The sequence below is a fragment of the Segatella baroniae DSM 16972 = JCM 13447 genome (assembly GCF_000426585.1).
In the GTDB taxonomy this organism is placed as follows: domain Bacteria; phylum Bacteroidota; class Bacteroidia; order Bacteroidales; family Bacteroidaceae; genus Prevotella; species Prevotella baroniae.
Window position 1 is genome coordinate 53,570 of sequence record NZ_AUFQ01000016.1, and the last position, 19,903, is coordinate 73,472.

The window sequence follows — 19,903 nt, forward strand, 5'->3', positions numbered from 1 at the left end:
GTTAATAACCGCTCAATCGCACAGCTGATTTTTGTGCGTTTGTGTTTTTCATGGGTTTTATTTCAGCCTTTCAGGAATAATCTGTATTTTTGCATTCAGCATGAAGGTATTGGTTCACCTTTTATATAATAAGGAACGTTTGTTGAGTTGTCGTCATTCTCTTTACAGCTGTCTCCTGGGGATTTCTTTCTTTTGGAGCGTCCTCTTGTTGTCCTCCTGCGAGCCGTCGTACAACAAAGAGGTTGATGAACTGAACCAAGCGTCCTATTCTTTTCACTATCGCAATCTCGATTCCACCAAGGTCTTGGCCGAAAGGGCGTTGACTTTGGCACAGATTTATGACGCCGGTTGGGCGGAAGCGAAGAACAATCTCGCTTTTGTCAAGATAGCCCGGATGGATTACGATGCAGCCAATGCGTTGTTGGATGAGATTCTTGACAAGAGCGACAACCAGTTGGAACTGTATGTTGCCAATGTCCAGAAGATGCGATTGTGCCAGCGTCAGTCGCGCAACAAGGACTTCTACATCTATCGCCAGCAGGCCATGCGGTGCCAGAAGCGCATCAAGGAGGAGACGAAGGAGCTTTCCGAACGGCAGCAACAGCGTCTGACGTATGCCGACAGCGAGTTTGCCATCGTGGAGTCCACCTATTTTTATTATATAGGAATGCAGAAAAAGTCGATTGCGGCATTGGAACGAATCGACCCTTATGGTGAAATCGTGAAGGATACGGCCCAGTTGTTGGCTTACTATTACAATGTAGGCTCCGGCGGAATCATCACGAAGGGAACTCCGCGGGAGGTCAGCCAGCGTGAATTCGATTACTTGATACAGTGTCTGACAGGCTCGTTGAAGCATGGCTACGTATATTGGGAGGCCAATTCGTTGCAGGCCATCAGCGAACACTTGCGCCTGTCACCTCTTCGCGACACCCTTATCATGGAGAATCTGCCGGCTATGAAGTTCGTCAATACCGACCACATGCCCGATTCCCTTTTGGCGGGCAACTTGGCAGAGCGGGCCACCAGGCTGTTTACGGAGTATGGAGACGTGTATCAGACGGCCGGCGCCTATCGGACGTTGGCCGAGTGTTACTGGGATTTGAAGGACTATCGCAGCGCATTGATATGCCTGAACGACGCCCTGGAGAAGGATACGGTGATCAATCGGGCCCCCGATCTGGTGGCGTCGATACGCGAACAGTTGTCGCTGGCCTATTCCGCTATCGACGACAAGCCCAAGAGCGACTACAATCGCAACATCTATCTGGACATGCAGGAGATGACCCGGCAGGACCGCCAGCTCGACGCGCGCGCCGCCCAGCTCGACCTTTCGTCCCAACAGCTGAACTGGATGATTGCGGGCGTGGTCCTGATGATACTCCTTGTCATATCGTTGCTTTTCCTTTTCTCCAGAATGCGCCGTAAAAAAGACGCCGAGGACTCGCTGGAAGACTTGCTGAGGCCCCTGCGCCGTTGGAATGTAAGGGAGGCGGAGGAGATGAGTCGCCTGGAAGAACAGAACGAAGAGGTGGACGAACAGATAGAGATTGCGAAGCTGCATGTGTTGAACAACAAGAAAAGGAATGTGGAGCAGCGGGCCAAAGTGGCCTTGGTGAACAGCGTCACGCCTTTTATCGACCGCATTTTGAATGAGGTGAGCCGACTGTCGCATTCCTGCGAGCCGGCTGAAGTCAGACAACAACGTTTCGATTATATAGCCGAACTCACCGGACAAATCAATCATTACAATGACATCCTCACCCATTGGATTCAGTTGAGGCAAGGCGAATTGAATCTGCGCATCGAGAGTTTCCCGCTTGCCGAGCTGTTCAATCTTGTCGCCAAGGGGCAGATGAGCTTCAGCTTGCGGGGCGTCCGCTTGGAGGTGGAAGCGACCCGGGCTGTCGTGAAGGCCGACAAGACCTTGACTTTGTTCATGATCAACACGATTGCGGACAACGCCCGCAAGTTCACGGACAAGGGGGGAGTCGTCACCGTGTCGGCTGAGGAAACCGATTCTTACGTGGAAGTGTCTGTCACCGATGACGGATGCGGCATGGACGACGAGCAGTTGGCCCACGTCTTCGACCATAAACCTGGGAAAAGCGGGCACGGCTTCGGACTCATGAACTGCAAGGGAATCATCGAGAAGTACAAGAAAATCAGCACGGTGTTCAACGTCTGCATGATAGGAGCCGTCAGTCGAAAGGCCGAAGGCAGCCGTTTCTTCTTCCGCTTGCCCAAGGGCATTGCCCGCACCGTGTCGCTATTGCTGTTGTCAATGGCCACTTTCGGCCATCTTTCGGCCAAGGACGACCACGTGGTCTTTGGCAAGGCATATCGTCAGAACAAGGTCTTCTACAACGCTTCACGCTTTGCCGACAGCGTTTATTTTGCAAATATCAATGGCCGATACGACCGTGCGCTGCAACTTGCCGACTCCACTTACAAGTATCTGCACGCCATCCCCAGGCGATTGCGCAACAAAGACTACAATCTCATCCTGCTCGACGTGAAGAATGAGGCGGCCGTCGCAGCCTTAGCGTTGCACAAATGGGATTTGTATAGAGCCAACAACAAGGTTTATACGCAGTTGTTCAGAAAGATGTCGGCCGACAATACGCTTGACAATTACGTGCGGGTGATGCAGCGAAGCGAGACCAGCAAGAGTGTTGCCATCATCCTGTTGGTGCTCTTGTTGCTAAGTATCTTCCCCGCATATTACTTCCTTTACTATCGCCACGTCGTGTTTTATCGTTATTGTGTGGAGCTGGTCAACATCATAAACGGCAAGTTGCTTTCGGACATTCCGGCTCAGGAGAAGCTCGAACAGCTCGATTTGATCTGGAATCGGCGCAAGCGTTATCTCAGCGGAAGGGAGAATCGGCTGGCCAATATCGTCAATCAGATTCGCTCTGCGCTGAAAGAAAGCATAGCCAACAAGCAGCTGTGGCAGGACAATATCGAATTGACACGCGACGAACTGCGGCGCACCCGATATGAAGAGGCGCGTCTGTATGTCAGCAACAACGTGCTGGACAACTGCCTTTCCACGCTCAAGCACGAGACGATGTATTACCCTTCACGCATCAGCAGGCTGATGGAAGAGGGGCGGGAGCGGAATCTTGTGGCTATTGGAGAGGTGGCCAGCTATTACAAACAGCTCTATTCCATCTTGAGCGAGCAGGCCATGATGCAGCTGAACTATGAGCTGCGGATGGATGACGACATGCTGAAATACTTGCTCGACATGCTCAAGCGTCTTAGCAAATGCCACGCCGCCGCTCATGAAACGGCAAGTCGGGATGAGCATTATGTCGTGCTGAAAGACCGGCTGACGGGCGTTTCGCTTTCGGAAGAGCAATGCAAAGACCTCTTTACGCCTGTTTCCGTGAACATAGAGTTCATGATATGCCGCCAGATTGTGCGTGAAATCGGAGAGATGACCAACATGCGCGGCAGCGGCATCCAGGCCCTGCGGCTGAACGACCATGAGGTTATGATAGAGATTACGCTGCCTAAGAAATTTATGAGTAAACTGCAAATATATGGACAAGTTTAAGGTAATCATCGTAGAGGATGTACCTTTGGAATTGAAAGGTACCGAGGGAATCATTCGTAATGATATTCCGGAAGCCCGGATTGTAGGCACCGCGGAGAACGAACCGAGCTTCTGGAAACTGCTGAAAGCCGACAAACCCGACTTGGTTCTGCTCGACTTGGGGCTTGGAGGCTCCACCACCATCGGGGTTGAAATATGCCGCCACACCAAGGAAAGCCATCCCGACATCAAGGTTCTGATATTCACGGGTGAGATTCTGAACGAGAAGTTGTGGGTCGATGTGCTGGACGCGGGCTGCGACGGAATCATCCTGAAGAGCGGGGAACTGCTCACCCGGGGCGATGTCGCCAGCGTGATGGGTGGCAAGAAGATGGTTTTCAACCAGCCCATCATGGAGAAAATCGTCGAACGTTTCAAGCGGAGTGTCAACAATCAGATCATGCGGCAGGAAGCGTTGGTCAACTATGAGATCGACGAATACGACGAACGTTTCCTCCGCCACTTGGCGCTGGGCTACACCAAGGAGCAGATCACCAATCTGCGGGGCATGCCTTTCGGCGTGAAGAGCCTGGAGAAACGGCAGAACGAGTTGGTGCAGAAGCTCTTTCCCGACGGCAATGGCCGCTTGGGCGTCAATGCGACGCGGCTGGTGGTGCGTGCGTTGGAACTCCGAATACTTGACATTGACAATTTGTTGCCCGACGAAGAATGAATCGAAAGCTGGCCGTCATATCGCTTTTTCTGGCAATAACCGAAGCTGCCCTCATCCTGGCATCGTGGCTTGTCACCGCGGCAATGCCCGAACTCTCGGTCCGCTCCTTGCTGAGCAGCGAGGGCATTCGGTGGTTCTTCGGCCGTTTCACCACGAATATGGCTTCACCGGTGTTGGTGTGGTTGGTCATGGCCTTCGTCGCCATGGGCTCTGTGGAGGAAAGCCGGCTGCTGACACGCTACAGCAAGCTGTCCTATCGCGAACGCTTCGCCATGTCCATCGTGTGGATGGAGTTGGCAGGCATTCTGATGGTCTTGGGCTTGCTGACGCTGTTGCCTCATGCCGTGTTGGCCAATGTCAACGGCGAACTTTTTCCGAGCAGCTTCTCTTGGAGCCTGATTCCTGTCGTATGTTTTTCCTTGAGTTTGTTCAGTTTGACCTACGCGTTGGTCAGCGGGCACATCGAACGGCTGGAACAGTTGTTCGACCTCCTTACGTTCGGATTGCGCAAGCATGCCGGCTGGCTGCTGGTCTACATCCTCTTCATGCAGGTCTACTATTCTTTCCGCTTCGTGTTCTTCTGAGAAAGACGCTCGCGAGGCGCTTATAGAATTTCGGAAAGCTCAAGCCACCGCATTCCCTTCTCGTCAAGTTCTTCCTTGAGAATCGGCAGCCGCTTGCTCTTTTCGGTCAGTTCGTCCACGGAAAGGCCGCCGCTGCACAAGTCCTGTTCGATGGCGGCCTGTTCCTTCTCCAACGCTTCGATGTCTTTTTCAAGCTGTTCAAACTCCCGTTTCTCCTTGAAGGTCATCTTGCGCTTGGTCTCGTGGCGGTAGTCCTTCTTGGGAGCTTCCTTCGTCTTGGTCTCTTCTGCGGCCTCCTTGCTTTGCAGTTGGCTGTATTCGCGGAACTGCGTGTAGTTGCCGGGGAAGTCCTTGACGACGCCGTCGCCCTTGAACACGAGCAGATGGTCCACCACCTTGTCCATGAAATAGCGGTCGTGGCTCACGACGATGACGCAACCGGGGAAGTCCTGCAAGTATTCCTCCAGCACTTGCAGCGTCTGGATGTCGAGGTCGTTGGTCGGTTCGTCCAGCACCAGGAAGTTGGGATTGCGCATCAGCACCGTGCAGAGATACAGTTTGCGCTTCTCTCCGCCGCTCAGTTTGTAGACATGATTGTGCTGCTGTTCGGGCGTGAACATGAAATACTGTAGAAACTGGCTGGCCGTCATGTGCCGTCCGCCGCCCAAGTCTATGTAGTCGGCCACGTCGGTGATGACGTCGATCACTTTCTGGTCGTCCCTGAACTTCAAACCCTCCTGTGAGAAGTAGCCGAATCTCACCGTTTCGCCGATGTCGAAACGGCCGCTGTCGGGCTTGACCAGGCCCAGAAGCATCTTGATGAAGGTCGACTTGCCCGTGCCGTTGTTGCCGACAATGCCCATTTTCTCGAATCGGGCGAAGTTGTAGTAGAAGTCTTTCAGGATGACCGTTTCGCTTTGCGTTCCCGCGGCGTTGTTGCCGTCGTTGAACGACTTGCTGACATACTGGCATTCGAATATCTTCGACCCGATATACACGCTGCCGGCTTTCAGCCGTATCTGCCGTTCCTCTATCCGTTGCTTGGCCTTGGCCTGCAGTTCGTAGAAAGCGTCTTCGCGATAGCGGGCCTTGTGTCCACGCGCCTGGGGCATGCGGCGCATCCATTCCAGCTCGGTGCGGTACAGGTTGTTGGCCCTTGCGATTTCGGCCCTCGTGTTGTCGATGCGCTCCTGACGCTTTTCCAGGTAATAGCTGTAGTTGCCCCGATAGGTGTAGATGGTCCGGTTGTCGAGTTCCAGTATCAAGTTGCACACCCGGTCGAGGAAGAATCGGTCGTGGGTGACTATGAACAGCGTCTTGTTGCCGCGTCTGAGGAATCCTTCGAGCCACTCTATCATCTCCAGATCGAGGTGGTTGGTGGGCTCGTCGAGTATCAGCAGGTCGGGTTCCGTAATCAACACGTTGGCCAAGGCCACCCGTTTCTGCTGTCCGCCGCTGAGCTGTCCCATCGGTTTCTCCAGGTTGGTGATTTTCAGTTGCGTCAGAATCTGCTTGGCTTTCAGTATCTTTTCGGGGTCGCCCCGGTGGTTGAAGCAGGCTTCGAGCACCGTCTCTTCCGGCGCGAAAGCCGGACTTTGCTCCAGATAGCCCAGCCGCAGGTCGTTCTTGAAGATGATGTCGCCCTCATCCTTGCCCTCCTTGCCCGTGATGACGCTCAGCAATGTCGACTTGCCGGTGCCGTTTTGCGCCACAAGCCCTACGCGTTGGCCCTCGGCAATTGAAAAGTTGATACGATTGAAGAGAACTTGAGCACCGAAACGCTTGCTCAAGTTCTGAACATCCATATAGGGAACTGCCATTTCTCGTCAGATGAATTTGCCGATATAGTCCAACACTTCTTCCTTCCCCGTCTTCTTTTCAGCCGACGTGATGAACGCCGGCGGGAGCTCTTCCCACACGTCTTTCAGCTCGTCGAGCCACGCCTTGGCGTTCTGCTTGGCCTTGCCCGGCCCCAGCTTGTCGGCCTTGGTGAAGATGATGGAGAAGGGAATGCCGCTCATGCCCAGCCAGTCTACGAACTCACGGTCTATCTTCTGTTGCTTGTGACGGACGTCGATGAGCACGAAGAGGTTGACCAATTGTTCGCGCTGCAGCACATAGCCGCGAATCATCCGTTCGAGTTTTTCGCGCTCCGTCTTCGACCGTTTGGCGAATCCGTAGCCCGGAAGGTCCACCAGATACCATTCGTTGTTGATGATGAAGTGGTTGATGAGCAACGTCTTGCCCGGCGTGGAGGAAGTCTTGGCCAGCTGGCGGTTGTTGCAGAGCATGTTGATGAGGCTCGACTTGCCCACATTCGAGCGACCGATAAACGCAAATTCAGGCAATGGGTTGGTGGGACATTTGCTCACCGTTGGTGAGGATATGACAAATTCGGCTTTCTTGATGTCCATGTCGAATAAAAAGTATTTGTTGCAAAGGTAATAAAAAAATATTATCTTTGCACGACGATACAGTTGTTTTATAGTAAGCAGATCGATAAATGAAGCCAATCAGTTGGGGATTCATAGGTTGTGGTGAGGTGACGGAGAAGAAGTCGGGCCCGGCCTTCAACGAAGTGCCCGGTTCTCATGTAGAGGCCGTGATGAGTAGGAACGAGGGCAAGGCGCGTTCGTATGCCGAGCGTCACCACGTGCCCAAGTGGTACACCGACGCCCAGGAGCTGATAGACGACCCGGAGGTCAACGCCATCTACATCGCGACGCCCCCCAGCAGCCACGCCACCTTCGCCATCATGGCCATGTTGGCGGGAAAACCCGTCTACGTGGAGAAGCCTTTGGCCGCAAGCTATGAAGATTGCGCCCGCATCAACCGTATCAGCCAGCAGACGGGGGTGCCCTGTTTTGTGGCTTATTACCGCCGCTATCTGCCCTATTTCCAGCGTGTGAAGCGCATCATCGACGGCGGCGTGATCGGTAACATCACCAATGTGCAGATTCGTTTCTCCGTTCCGCCGCGCGATTTGGACTATTCCCAGGCCACGTCGCTGCCCTGGCGGCTGCAGCCCGACATCGCCGGAGGCGGCTATTTCTATGACCTGGCCCCCCATCAGCTCGACATCTTGCAGGAACTGTTCGGCGTCATCACCCGCGCCCACGGCTATTGCGCCAACCGCGCCCATCTTTATCAGGCCGAAGACTCCATCAGCGCGTGCTTCCTCTTCGAGAACGGCATGCCCGGCAGCGGCTCCTGGTGCTTCGTCGGGCACCAGAGCGCCCGGGAAGACTGCGTGGAAGTGGTGGGGGAGAAGGGCATGCTCACCTTCTCGGTCTTCGACTACGCGCCCATTCAGGTGGTGACCAGCGAAGGCCACACGAGCATTCGGGTGCCCAACCCGTCCTATGTGCAGCTGCCCATCATCCAGTCGGTCATCGAAGACCTGCAAGGCATAGGCTCGTGCTCGGCCACCAGCGTCAGCGCGACGCCCGTCAATTGGGTGATGGACCGTATTTTGGGCAAGTTGTAATTGATTCATCATTTCCACAAAGGCTGTCGTGCAGCCGTCACATGTCAAGTTTCGCCGTCATGGATACGCGAAAAATCTCTCTTGTTTGTCTGTTCCTCTGTCTCGCCGCGCGCCTGTGGGCCGGTGGCGACACCCTTTCCGTCGACCGTTCGCCGGCCCGCAAGAGCGGCGGGGGCTTCCTCGGCGGGCTGTACGAGTTTGTGAAGGACTTCTCGCGCGTGGATACGAACTACATAGAGCCGCAGCATTACAACTATACGCTCATGCTGCAAAACACGAACACCTATGAGGTCTACCGCTTGCAGAGCCGTGCCGGCCAGAGCGTGACCTTCTCTCCCGAGCCCACCTACAAGCTCGGGCCTTACGTCGGCTGGCGTTGGGTGTTCCTCGGCTACACGCTCGACCTGACACACTCGGGCGGCAGCCGCAAGCAAGACTTCTCCCTGTCGCTCTACAGCAGCCAAATCGGCATCGACCTGTTCTTCCGGAAGACGGGCAACGACTACAAAGTGAAGCGGTTGCGGCTGGGCGAAGGCGTTGACACGTCGCCCATCGAGAACATGCCTTTCGACGGATTCCGGGCCAGCATCAATGGATTCAACCTGTATTATATAACCAACCACCGCAAGTTTTCCTATCCGGCGGCCTACAGCCAGAGCACGGTGCAACGCCGTTCGTGCGGTAGCCCGCTCTTCGGCGTGAGCTATTCCAAGCACAAGCTCGACGTCGACTGGCAGCGTTTCCTCACCCAGGCGAGCGAACGCATGGGCGGTGGCGGGCTGGACGGGCTCGACAGTTCGCTGACCGTCGGTAAAGTCAGCTACAAGGACGTTTCGGTGTCGGGCGGCTATACCTACAACTGGGTGTTTGCGCGCAATTGCCTCTTCGACATCTCTCTGTCGTTGGCCGTCGCCTACAAGCATACGAAGGGCGATTTGGGCCGCGGCAACTTCATCTTCCGCAACTTCGACCTCAAGAACTTCAATCTCGACGGCGTCGGCCGCTTCGGTTTGGTGTGGAACAACACCCGCTGGTATGCCGGCACGAGTGCCGTCTTCCACACCTACAACTATCGGCATGCCCAGTTCTACACCAACTCCACCTTCGGAAGCGTCAATTTCTACGTGGGCTTCAACTTTGGAAAACGCTGACGTCATTTGACGGTGTCGCCCCGTTTGCCTTGCGCCATCCTGTCGGTCGCCGCGCTTCCGTCGCGTCGAAGCGCCACCGTTGCGGCCGAACCGCAGGGCTTTCTCCGCGAGTCTGCATCGTGTTGATTGTCAAAGGCTTGTCGGGCACAAGGCCAAAGCAGCCCTTTCGTGTTGCAAAAGGGCTGCTTCCACCCGCTGAAAGGGCTGCTTTGGGAGGCTGGAAGGGCAGCTTTCTCAACATGAAAGGACTGCTTTTGAAAAGCGAAACGCGACGTTTCGGCGAGTCGGATGAATGCTTTTACACTTGATACATCCCCATCCGTGCGATGTATTTCCCCAGAATGTCGAATTCGATGTTGACCACCGACCCGACCGTGATGTAGCGGAAGTTGGTGTTTTCGCGCGTGTAGGGGATGATGGCGACCTTGAACGTGTTCTCCGTAGGTTCGCAGACCGTGAGCGAAACGCCGTTGACCGTGACGCTTCCCTTGTCTACGGTGACGTAGCCCTTGCGCGCCATCTCTCTGTCGAGCTTGTATTCAAAGGTGAAATAGGTGGAGCCGTCGGCGTCGTCCATCCGCACGCACGTGGCCACTTCGTCCACATGGCCCTGCACAATGTGGCCGTCCAGGCGTCCGTTCATCATCATCGACCGCTCCACGTTCACGCTGTCGCCCACTTGGAGCAGGCCCAGGTTCGAGCGGTCGAGCGTCTCTTTCATCGCCGTCACCGTGTATTGGCCGCCGTCGATGTCGACGACCGTCAGGCAAACGCCGTTGTGCGCAATGCTTTGGTCTATCTTCAATTCTTGGGTGAACGAGCATTCGAGCGTGAAATCGATGTTCTCCCCGGTCTTCCGGATGGCCTTTACGGTGGCCATCTCTTCTACAATTCCGCTAAACATACCGTCTTTGGTTTATGATTGATGAAAAAAGGCAGGAGCCGTATGGGTCTCCTGCCTATGGGAAAGGGGTTGTTCGGTGATGTGATGAAACTCCGAGCAATACAATTCTTGAGAGCTCTCAGTTTCTGTAATCCACCGGTCGACTTTCATCGACTTACCTCCGAAGAGTTTATGCGGCCCGCCATAGACGTAAGAAGCTTTCTCGGTTTTCAATATTATTTGATGAGTATCCCGATCGAACCGACACAACCCCAATTCGTTGTTACTATCTTATGATGCAAAGATAGGGCGTTTCCCGGACAATTCCAAATATTACATCTGTTTTTTTATGCGCAGCAGGCCTATTCTGTGGCTGTTGTGGTGTTTGTCCAGGGTGCGGACTTGGTAAATGCCGCTGGCCAAAGTGCTGATGTCGAGCGTCTTGTCGCGGACTGAAAAGGTCAGCAACGGAAGCCCCTGCATGTCGGCGATCAGGATAAATGCCGCGTCGGCCTGGCTGACGGCGTCTGGCAGTGCCAGCCGTCTGCCGTCGTGCGGGAGCAGGCCGTGGAGCGGTGGCGCCTGACTGGTGGGCGGATCGGACAGTTGGACGGGCTTGCTCTCGTTGTCGTAGCGGTCCGACCGGGTGACGGCATAGTAGTGGCCGTCGTCCGGAAGGGTCTCCCGCACGGCCCTGGCTTTCAGCAAATGTGCCCCTTGTTCGGTATCGACGGGGTAGTCGGAAGAGGCGTATAGGTTGTAGGTGAAGGGCGAATCGACGGGCAGCGAGAGCCGGAAGCCCTGCTCGTCTTTTGTCAGTCTTAAGTCCGTGGGAGCTTCCGGCTGCGTCGAGGAGGCCCAGGTCATGGGCGGAACCAGGGCGGGCGTCGGGTCGAAGACGGCGGACGCGAAGTCGTAGATACCTTTCGTGTTGTCGGTGAAGAACTTGCTGCGGAAATAGGCGTGCCCCAATCCGTAGTTCCGACAGGCCGCCATCTCGCGCGTGATGGTCTCCAGGGGCCAGTCTTTCTCGGCGGGCGACATGAAATAGATTCCCAGTCCGGGGACGACGGGCTTGCCGTCGGCCTGTTCCTTCCAGTCGATGGCGAACGGGAAGAATCCGTTGTCCTTGAAATACATCATGGGGAACAGCATGTCCATCAGTCCCTGCTTCAGCCATCCCTGCGCGTCTTGGCAGACACGGCTGTACGCGTTCCAGCCATGGCTCCAGTATCGGGTCAGGTCGTCGGCCTTGCCGATGGGCGCGCAGCTCATCTTGACCCATGGCTTTCTGGCTTTCACCTTGTCGTGGATGGCCTTCACTATCTCCGTGATGTGTCGGCGGCCCTCCTGGAGTGGCACCTTGATGTTCCAAGTCTCGGGGTATCGTATGTAGTCGAGGTGAATGCCGTCGATGTCGTAACGCTCCGTGATCTCCTCACAGAGCTTCGCCAGATAGTCGCCCGTCTGCTTCCGTTCGGGATTCATGTAGCCCTCGGCCCCGATTCTGATGGGCAGTTGCGGCTCTCGCGCACGCAGCTGCCTGCAACCGTGGGCGTTCCACTTGCCCACAGGCATGGTGACGACCCAGGCATGAAGCTCCATGCCGCGTCGGTGGCACTCCTCGATGGCGAAAGCCAGGGCGTCGTAGCCCGGAGAGCGGCCTGGAGTTCCGCTGAGACAGCCGTCCCAAGGCTCGTAGCGGGACGGATAGATGACGGTGCCCCTGATGCGGGTCTGCAGCAGGACGGTGTTGACACCGGCCGCCTGCAGCCGGTCGAGGATGTCGGCAAGCTCCTTTTGCTGGGCCGCCATGGACTGTTGGGATTGCGCGTAGCGGCGGGGCCAGTCTATACCGCCGATGGTCGTGAGCCACACCGCCCGCACTTCGTGTTTTCGGGGGGGCGCGATGGAGTGGGAAAAGAGGGCGGGCTGTGCTTGGCAAAGGGTGAGAAGGCAGCAGAACAACGCTGCGAAGGAAGCTCTCATTCGGTTTGGCATTTGTACTAAATCAATGATTCTGTGGGAAAATTGCTGCAAAGATATGCCTTATTTATAAGAATGTACTATCTTTGCAAACAAAACTTGAAGCTTTATGGTAAAGAAATTGCTTGTATTGATGGTGACAATGGCGTTTGCATTGTCGGCAAACGCGCAGTTTGAAAAGGACAAAATGTACATCGGCGGCTCCCTCACGGGGCTGAATTTGAGCTACAGCGGCTCCACGGAGTTGAACCTGGGCTTGCAGGCGCAGGCGGGCTACATGCTTGAAGACGACATCATGGTCTTGGCCCAGGCCGCGCTGCAGTGCAACAACCTGAGCGGTTCGCACGACAGCTTCGCCGTCGGACTCGGAGGACGTTACTATATCGAGCAGAACGGCGTCTTCCTGGGCGTGAACTGCAAGTTCGTCCATGCCGGCAAAAGCTACAACGACATCATGCCGGGTGTGGAAGTGGGCTACGCTTTCTTCCTGAGCCGCACCGTGACGGTGGAGCCTGCCATCTATTACGACCAGTCCTTTAAGAGTCATCGCGACTATTCCACCATCGGATTGCGTCTGGGTGTGGGCATTTATCTCTAACGCCTGATGGACAGATACCCCTCTGCGTTGCTGGAAAAAGCCGTGGGCGAATTTGCCAAATTGCCGGGAATAGGCCGCAAGACGGCCCTGAGGCTGGTGCTGTTCATGCTGAAGCGCTCGGAGAATGAGGTCGAAGCATTCGCTGATTCGATAAGTCGGGTGAGGAAAGACATCAGGCATTGCGTCGTCTGCCACAACATTTCCGACACCGACATCTGCCCCATCTGCGCGGACAAGCGTAGGGACGAGCGGGTCGTCTGTGTGGTGGAGAACGTGCAGGACGTAATGGCCATAGAGAACACGCAGCAGTTCCACGGGCTCTACCATGTGTTGGGAGGCGTCATTTCGCCCATGGACGGCGTCGGTCCGGGCGACTTGGAGATTGACTCTTTGGCGGAAAGAGTGGCGGCGGGAACCATCGATGAGGTGATATTGGCTTTGAGTTCGACCATGGAAGGGGACACGACAAGTTTTTATATCTCGCGTAGATTGGCGTCTTACAATGTGAAAATGAGCGCCATCGCCCGAGGTATCTCCGTGGGAAACGAGTTGGAGTACACGGACGAAGTGACGCTGGGACGCTCCATCCTCAATCGCACGCCTTTCCAAAAGTGACGTGGAACCGGCCTGGAAAGTATTGTAAACCGGCAAATGGATTTATATTTTGACATGAAAAGAACCCTTTCGATATTGCGTTGGGCCTTCTATGGCCCGATGGCCTGTGCCCTGGCGGCCGTCATCTTGTTTGAAACGGGCGCGTTGCCCGTAGGCGTTTGGGAGACGGAAGAGATGGCCTCGACGGAACTCTACTTGGAGTTCGCGATGATTTTGCTCACGATAGGGGGCATTCCGTTTGTGTTGAGGCTGTTGAAGTTTCCTTCTGTTGCGCGCAGGCTGGCGGAAGACAGCACCGAAGGGCGTTCGGCATACGGACGCTATGCCTTGATTCGCCTCCTGCTGATGGCTGTTCTGCTGTTGCTCAACCTCTTGCTTTACTATCTTTTCATGAACGTTCGTTTCGGTTATCTGGCCATCATCCTGCTCATTTCCAGCATGTTCATCCATCCTTCGGCCGCACGCATGGAACGTGAGACGGAGTAAGTCGTGCTTTTTGCTGTGTGTGGTCATGAAGAAATTGAGCGTCGTCATCGTAAGCTATAATGTGAGGGATTACCTGGAGCAGTGCATTCTGTCCCTGAAAGCGGCGTTGCAATCCGTCGACGGTGAAGTCATCGTCGTGGACAACCGGTCTTCAGACGACACGGTCGCTTACATCTCAAGGCGTTATCCCGATGTGAGAATCCTGGAAAACCATGAGAACTTGGGCTTTTCCAAGGCCAACAACAGGGCCATCCGGCAAAGTCGGAGCGAGTATGTGCTGCTCTTGAACCCCGACACGGTGGTGGGCGAAGACGCCATAAGGGCAGGCATTGCCTTTATGGAGGCCCATGAAGATGCGGGCGCTTTGGGCGTGAAGATGTTGCAGGCGGACGGCAATGCCGCGCCGGAGTCGCGTCGAGGATTCCCCTCTCCGTTCACGGCATGCTGCAAATTCATGCACCTGCATGGCTTGTTTCCGCGATGGAAGAGGGGCAATCGGTATTACTTGAGCTATTTGCCATGGGACGTTCCCGTTGAAATGGATGTCGTCAGCGGCGCGTTCATGCTGTTGAGGCGCAAGGCTTTGGACGAGGTGGGGCTGCTGGATGAAGACTATTTCATGTATGGAGAGGACGTCGACCTGTCATATCGGCTGAAGAAAGCCGGGTGGCGGAATTGGTATCTCCCGTCGGAAATCCTGCATTACAAAGGGCAAAGCACGCAAAAAACATCCTATCGTTACGTCCATGTGTTTTACGGAGCCATGCTGATCTTCCTCAACAAGCATTACCATGGCGCGTATTGGTGGCTGAAATGGCCGCTGAAATCATTGGTTCTGGCCGTTGCCGGCATGTCGTTGTTGCGGAAGAAACTTCGGTGCGGCCGTTCCTTGCATCTTTCTCGCGCGGAAGAAGGCGTCGTCGTCCTTGGCGGCGAAAGCGCATGGGCGGAATGTGGCCGGATTCTGCGTGGCAAGTTTGCGGATGTTTCATGCTCCTCGTCGGTGGAAGGCATGCAAGAGGGCATGGCCATGGACGGCAAGGGCCATCATCCTGCGTTGGTCGTGTTTGACAGCAGTTCGTTCTCTTGTGGAGAAATATTGCATGAAATGTCGCGTTTGTCGGGCCGAAGGATGAGGTTTGGAATCTATTGGGCCGAGATGCGGAAAATCATTACTTTAAACAATGTATATGTCGCAGGTGCGTAAAGTGAGGCTTCGGGCCATGGAACCCGAGGATCTGGATTCCCTTTATGAGATGGAGAATCAATCGGAACAGTGGGACCAAGGCGTTACGAACGTGCCTTATTCCCGCTATGCCCTGTATAACTATGTGTCGGAATGCAAGAACGACATCTATGCCGACAGGCAGTTGCGCCTGATGGTCGTGTCGGAAGACGACACTTGCGTCGGCATTGTCGATTTGGTGGAGTTCGATCCGAAGCATTTGCGAGCGGAACTGGGGCTCGTCATCAAGAAGGAATATCGCAACCAAGGCTACGGAAAGGCCGCCGTTGTGGAAATGTTGCGCTATTCGCGCGACATCATCCATCTGCATCAGGTGTACGTAATCATCAGCGATGACAATGTGCAAAGCCGCAAGTTGTTCCATGGTTTGGGCTTTACGGGAGCGTTGGTGTTGAAAGACTGGCTCTATACGAAAGGGAGTTGGCGCGACGCGGTGCTGCTTCAATTTTTTAATAAAAAAGAAAGCGATTGTTTGGAGGTATAAAAAAAATGTTCTACCTTTGCACTCGCAATTAAGAAAAGGGCACTGATGGTGCGTTAGTTCAGTTGGTTAGAATGCCTGCCTGTCACGCAGGAGGTCACGAGTTCGAATCTCGTACGCACCGCTTGAAGAAATAAAAAGTATCATAACTCCATGGAGTTATGATACTTTTTTGTTTTGTTTGCAACTCCCCCAGACATTCACGATGTAAACGCCTGGGAGAGATTTGTTTACTTCAGGATCACCTTTCGTCCGCCTACGATATACACGCCTGCGGGCAGCCGGTGGCGTGCGGCGGCGTCGAGGCGGTCGGCCACGCGGCGACCTTGCAGGTCGTACACCGGACCGTTCAGGCCCGTCGTGCCGTCCTTCACGCCGCCGATGCCGGTGGTCTCGCCGTCGATGATGATGGAGAGCTGCTTGGCGCCCGAGGTCTTCGGACAAACGACATAGGCATGATAGGAGGGAACCGTGGCGGTGGGATAGTCCGTCGTCACCTTGTGGAACTTGCCGTCGTCTTGCAGGATGTAGGCGTTGGCGGCGGCGGCAGCGGCGTTGTCCAAGCCGGCTACCGTGCCCGTGAAGCTGTGGCCTGTGCCTGCGGCGGTCTGCTTCAGGACGTCGGCCTTGTAGGCTTTCACCTGTATGTTCTCGCCGCCGAGCTGTGGCACACCGTCGGCAGTAATCAGGTAAGGCTTGTAGGCTTCGAGCTTATCCTTCGCATCCGCGAAATGGACTGCGCTGTTGTCGCCGCCCGAGAGGGTGTAGGCCTTGAAGCCGTTAGCGGGCAGCTCGTAGGGCAGGCAGATGGTGGCCTTTCCGCTTGCGGCGAACGTGCGCTCGTAGGTCGCCCTGGCGGCGATGAAGTCGAGCCCGATGGGCAGCGACTGGCCGTCGGTGAGGCGGAAGTCGTCACACGCCCAGCGACTGTTCGCCGTATCATAATAAACGTAGTTGGTCTCTGCCTTGCCGGTCTCGCGGTAGGGGCCCGGCGTCTCGCCCAACGGCTGTGCCCAGTGGCATTGGTCGGTGCGATTGCCTTGCAGGAGCTTCGCCACGTGGCCGTTCTTGAGTTGCTCGGCGGTTACCCTGTCGCCCTGTACCTTGCCGCAGGGGTTGAGGTAGTAGCAGTTGGTGATGCGCGTAAAGCCGGTGCCCTCGTTATGCTCAAAATCCGAGCTGAAGGTGTGGCTAGTTTTGTCGTGGTCGAGGGCGTTGTTCGTGCCGAGGTAGAGGCAGTTGTTCAGCGTGCAGGCGGCATCTTTGTGCCTATGAGCTATAAATCCGGATATAGTTCTATTCAGGTCGGACGTGGCGTGGAAGTTTCCCTTGACTAAGCAGTCGTTAATGGTGATATGGGCAGTGTCATCTGGCCATTGAAGTATGCCTGCCAATGAGATTCTCCCCTTGAGGTCCACCTCGCTGACACAGCCCGAAATGGTGGTGTTGCCATAAGCATAATTAATCAATCCGGATAACTGGCTATCGTAACCGCTCGACGTAATCTTCCCTTGGGTGCGCAGGTTGCGGATGGTGGCGTCCTTCACATTCTTGAAGGGGGCTATCTCGTTTCTGGAGCCGGCATCCCAGTTGAAAGAGAGCGTGTGGCCCTGTCCGTCGAACGTGCCTTCGTAAATGTTGGGCAAGTAATAGCCCAGCATCAGGATTTCCTCGCCGAGGTTGACATCCTGCGTCAGCTTGGCGTCGACGCCGGTCTGTCCGTCGTTCACAAGTTCGCGTAACGCCTTCCAGTCTTCCTTCGAGGCGATTTCGTAGCAGTCCTTTTCGGTGAGGGTTACGGCCACGGTCCGGTCGGTGTTGACGGTGGTTGAGCCGTTGAAGCCGCCGGCAAAGGCGATGGTGTAATAATGGTGGGGGTTGTAGCCCGTGCCCATGAAGTCTTTTATGGTGGGCAGGCTGACGGTCTTGCCGCTGTTGGCGTAGCGCGTGGCGCGCACCTCGTTGTTGTAGGTGAATGCCACCTGATATACTTTCTTTGCCGAGTTGTCGAAGGCGATGAGCCGCGGCTCGTTGTCGGTGCCGAGCGTCTGTCCCCAGAACTGCGTGTCTCTACCGTTCTGCAACTTATAAGCCACCGCACCATTCTTCAATTGCTCCTCGGTTACCTGCGTGCCTTGCACCCTGCCGCAGGCGTTGAGGTAGTAGCAGTTGGTGGCGTTGGCACCAAAGGCGAAGGTGTTGCCGGCGGTGGCGTTGTTCGTGCCGATGTAGAGGCAGTTGGTCAGGGTATTGCCCCCATAAATACCATATATAAAGCCTACCATCTGTTTCTTGCCATCCTCTGTCGTGGCGGTGAGGTCGCCCTTGACGACGCAGTCGGTCATAGTAACCTTTGCATTGCTGTTCACCCTATAAATCATGCCTGCCAAGCCGTGTGCTCCCTTGATATCCACCTCGCTGACGCAGTCCGAGACGGTGGTATTGCCATAGACGGAGTAAATCAATCCGGCCAATCCGTAATTGCCCTGAATCTTCCCTTTGGTGCGCAGGTTCTTGATGGTGGCGCCATCCACATAGCCGAAGGGGGCTTTTAGGCCTGCATTGTCAGCAGCCCAGTTGACCGTGAGCGTATGTCCCTGTCCGTCGAACGTGCCGGAATACTTGTGAACGCCACCTATCGTTTTGAAGTCCCCTCCGAGGTCGACGTCCGCCGTCATCTTGGCGTCGACGGCGTTCTGTCCACCGTAGACGATGTTGCTGAACTCTATCCAGTTGTCCTTCGAGGCGATTTCGTAGTAGTCCTTTTCGGTGAGGTTGATGGCCACGATCCGGTCGGCGTTGACGGTGGTAGAGCCGTTGAAGTCGCCCTCAAAGGCGATGGTATAAAAATGGTGCTCGTTGTAGCTGCTACCCATGAGGTCCTTTGCGGTAAGGGTGGGCATGCCGCCGGCGATGGCCTTGCCGCTGTTGGCGTAGCGCGTGGCTGCTACCTTGTTATTATAGGTGAACTTCACCTCATAAACATGCTTCGCCGCGTCGACGGTGAGCTGCGGCTCATTGTCGGTATCGAGGTTCTGGCCCCAGAACTGCGTGTTTCTGTCATTCTGCAACTTGTAGGCCACGTAGCCGTTCCTGATCTGCTCCTCGGTTACCTGCGTGCCCCGTGCATTGCCGCAGGCTTTGAGGTAGTAGCAGTTCGTGACGGTGGCGTTGGCGGCGAAGGTGTTGCCGCCGGTGGCATTGTTATCGCCGAGGTAGAGGCAGTTGATCAGGGTGCAGGTGCCGTTCTGGATAGATACAAATCCGCCCATGCCTTTCTTACCTTTCTCCATGGTGGCGTTGATCGAGCCTTTGACGAGGCAGTCGGTGATGGTAACGCGGGCGTTGCTGCTTATATATGAAATCAAGCCTCCTGCCCCACATCTGTTGTCGGCATAGGTGCTCGTGATGTGCACATTGCTGACGCAGTCCGAGATATTGCTTTCGCCATACGCCTCGTCAATCAATCCTGCCAGATAGTAACCGCTCGACTTGATTGTCCCTTCGGTGTGCAGGTTCTTGATGGTAGCGCCATACACTCTCCTGAAGGGGGCGATGTCGTTAGCGTTGGTATTCCAGTTGACCGTAAGCGTATGATTCTGTCCGTCGAACGTGCCGGAATAGTTATGATCGATATTGCCTGCCATCGTGATGTCCGAACCGAGGTTTACATCCTTGGTCATCTTGGCGTTGAGCTTGGTCTGTCCGCCGTTGACGAGGTTGCAGAACTCCTTCCAGTCAGCCTTCGAGGCGATTTCGCAGACATTCTTGTGGGTGAAGCTTACTGCCACCTGCTTGTCGGCGGTCACGCTGGTGGAGCCGCTGAAATTGTCGGCAAAGGTCAGTCCCGAGTAATAATGCTGTGGGTTGTAGCCCGTGCCCAGAATTTCCTGTACGGTGGGCATGGAGCCGTAGATGTGCTTGTTGCGGGTAGCGTAGCGCGTGGCGCGCACCGAGCTGTTGAAGGCGAAATCCACCTTATAGACCCGCTTCGCGCCGTCGGCGGTGAGCAGGGGCTCGTCGTCGCTGCCGAGGTTCTGGCCCCAGACGTTTTCCGTGCGCTTGTTCTGAAGCAGATAGGCCACCTCGCCGTTCCGGAGCTGCTCGGC

15 protein-coding genes and 1 tRNA gene are annotated in these 19,903 nt (G+C 55.4%); 11 read left to right on the top strand and 5 right to left on the bottom strand.

Annotation, left to right across the window (positions count from 1 at the left end):
* The first annotated feature begins 100 nt into the window (after window positions 1-100).
* The 3 genes from K334_RS13905 to K334_RS0110340 are packed head-to-tail and all read left to right on the top strand — an operon-like array spanning window position 101 to window position 4,861.
* Window positions 101-3,565, top strand: coding sequence for a sensor histidine kinase (locus K334_RS13905; RefSeq protein WP_081658085.1), 3,465 nt, complete (start codon window positions 101-103; stop codon window positions 3,563-3,565).
* Entirely contained in the window at window positions 3,552-4,277 is a 726-nt protein-coding gene (locus K334_RS0110335; RefSeq protein ID WP_025882110.1) for a DUF5932 domain-containing protein, read from the top strand. The genes K334_RS13905 and K334_RS0110335 overlap by 14 nt, the downstream gene beginning before the upstream one ends.
* Window positions 4,274-4,861 carry a hypothetical protein gene (locus K334_RS0110340; protein ID WP_021589422.1) on the top strand — a complete coding sequence of 196 codons (588 nt, stop codon included), beginning with the start codon at window positions 4,274-4,276 and terminating at the stop codon, window positions 4,859-4,861. The genes K334_RS0110335 and K334_RS0110340 overlap by 4 nt, the downstream gene beginning before the upstream one ends.
* A 20-nt stretch (window positions 4,862-4,881) precedes the next feature.
* On the opposite strand, the gene abc-f is transcribed toward K334_RS0110340, so the two are convergent.
* Complete coding sequence (gene abc-f / locus K334_RS0110345; RefSeq protein ID WP_025882111.1) at window positions 4,882-6,681, bottom strand: ribosomal protection-like ABC-F family protein; 1,800 nt, start codon at window positions 6,679-6,681, stop codon at window positions 4,882-4,884.
* 6 nt (window positions 6,682-6,687) lie between these two features.
* A complete protein-coding gene (gene yihA, locus K334_RS0110350) occupies window positions 6,688-7,275 on the bottom strand; it encodes a ribosome biogenesis GTP-binding protein YihA/YsxC (RefSeq protein ID WP_027444919.1) in 588 nt (195 codons plus the stop codon).
* Window positions 7,276-7,364: 89 nt separating this feature from the next.
* Between yihA and K334_RS0110355 the strand changes: the two genes are divergently transcribed.
* The gene (locus K334_RS0110355; RefSeq protein WP_025882113.1) at window positions 7,365-8,348 is read left to right on the top strand and encodes a Gfo/Idh/MocA family protein; all 984 of its coding nucleotides are present in this window, start codon (window positions 7,365-7,367) and stop codon (window positions 8,346-8,348) included.
* Between the two features lie 59 nt (window positions 8,349-8,407).
* The gene (locus K334_RS0110360; protein WP_025882114.1) at window positions 8,408-9,499 is read left to right on the top strand and encodes a DUF4421 domain-containing protein; all 1,092 of its coding nucleotides are present in this window, start codon (window positions 8,408-8,410) and stop codon (window positions 9,497-9,499) included.
* 298 nt (window positions 9,500-9,797) lie between these two features.
* On the opposite strand, the gene K334_RS0110370 is transcribed toward K334_RS0110360, so the two are convergent.
* Both K334_RS0110370 and K334_RS13910 read right to left on the bottom strand, forming a co-directional pair.
* Window positions 9,798-10,403: a riboflavin synthase gene (locus tag K334_RS0110370; protein WP_025882117.1), complete on the bottom strand. Its 606-nt coding sequence runs from the start codon at window positions 10,401-10,403 to the stop codon at window positions 9,798-9,800.
* A 312-nt stretch (window positions 10,404-10,715) separates the two neighbouring features.
* A complete protein-coding gene (locus K334_RS13910; RefSeq protein ID WP_036890329.1) occupies window positions 10,716-12,371 on the bottom strand; it encodes a glycoside hydrolase family 10-like protein in 1,656 nt (551 codons plus the stop codon).
* A gap of 106 nt (window positions 12,372-12,477) precedes the next feature.
* On the opposite strand from K334_RS13910, the gene K334_RS0110385 reads away from it, so the two are divergent.
* The 6 genes from K334_RS0110385 (at window position 12,478) to K334_RS0110410 (ending at window position 15,918) form a co-directional block, all read left to right on the top strand.
* On the top strand, window positions 12,478-12,966 hold the full coding sequence (locus tag K334_RS0110385; protein WP_025882120.1) for an outer membrane beta-barrel protein: 489 nt from the start codon (window positions 12,478-12,480) through the stop codon (window positions 12,964-12,966).
* Window positions 12,967-12,972: 6 nt separating this feature from the next.
* Window positions 12,973-13,581 carry a recombination mediator RecR gene (recR, locus tag K334_RS0110390; protein ID WP_021589436.1) on the top strand — a complete coding sequence of 203 codons (609 nt, stop codon included), beginning with the start codon at window positions 12,973-12,975 and terminating at the stop codon, window positions 13,579-13,581.
* A 54-nt stretch (window positions 13,582-13,635) separates the two neighbouring features.
* Window positions 13,636-14,067: a hypothetical protein gene (locus K334_RS0110395; protein ID WP_036890330.1), complete on the top strand. Its 432-nt coding sequence runs from the start codon at window positions 13,636-13,638 to the stop codon at window positions 14,065-14,067.
* Window positions 14,068-14,092: 25 nt separating this feature from the next.
* Window positions 14,093-15,274, top strand: a complete 1,182-nt coding sequence (locus K334_RS0110400; RefSeq protein WP_025882124.1) for a glycosyltransferase family 2 protein — start codon at window positions 14,093-14,095, stop codon at window positions 15,272-15,274.
* Entirely contained in the window at window positions 15,258-15,797 is a 540-nt protein-coding gene (locus K334_RS0110405) for a GNAT family N-acetyltransferase (RefSeq protein WP_025882126.1), read from the top strand. The genes K334_RS0110400 and K334_RS0110405 overlap by 17 nt, the downstream gene beginning before the upstream one ends.
* A gap of 47 nt (window positions 15,798-15,844) precedes the next feature.
* Window positions 15,845-15,918, top strand: a tRNA-Asp gene (locus K334_RS0110410).
* Between the two features lie 106 nt (window positions 15,919-16,024).
* On the opposite strand, the gene K334_RS15035 is transcribed toward K334_RS0110410, so the two are convergent.
* Window positions 16,025-19,903: hypothetical protein (locus tag K334_RS15035; RefSeq protein ID WP_051218736.1), on the bottom strand; the 3,879-nt coding region annotated here is incomplete at its 5' end.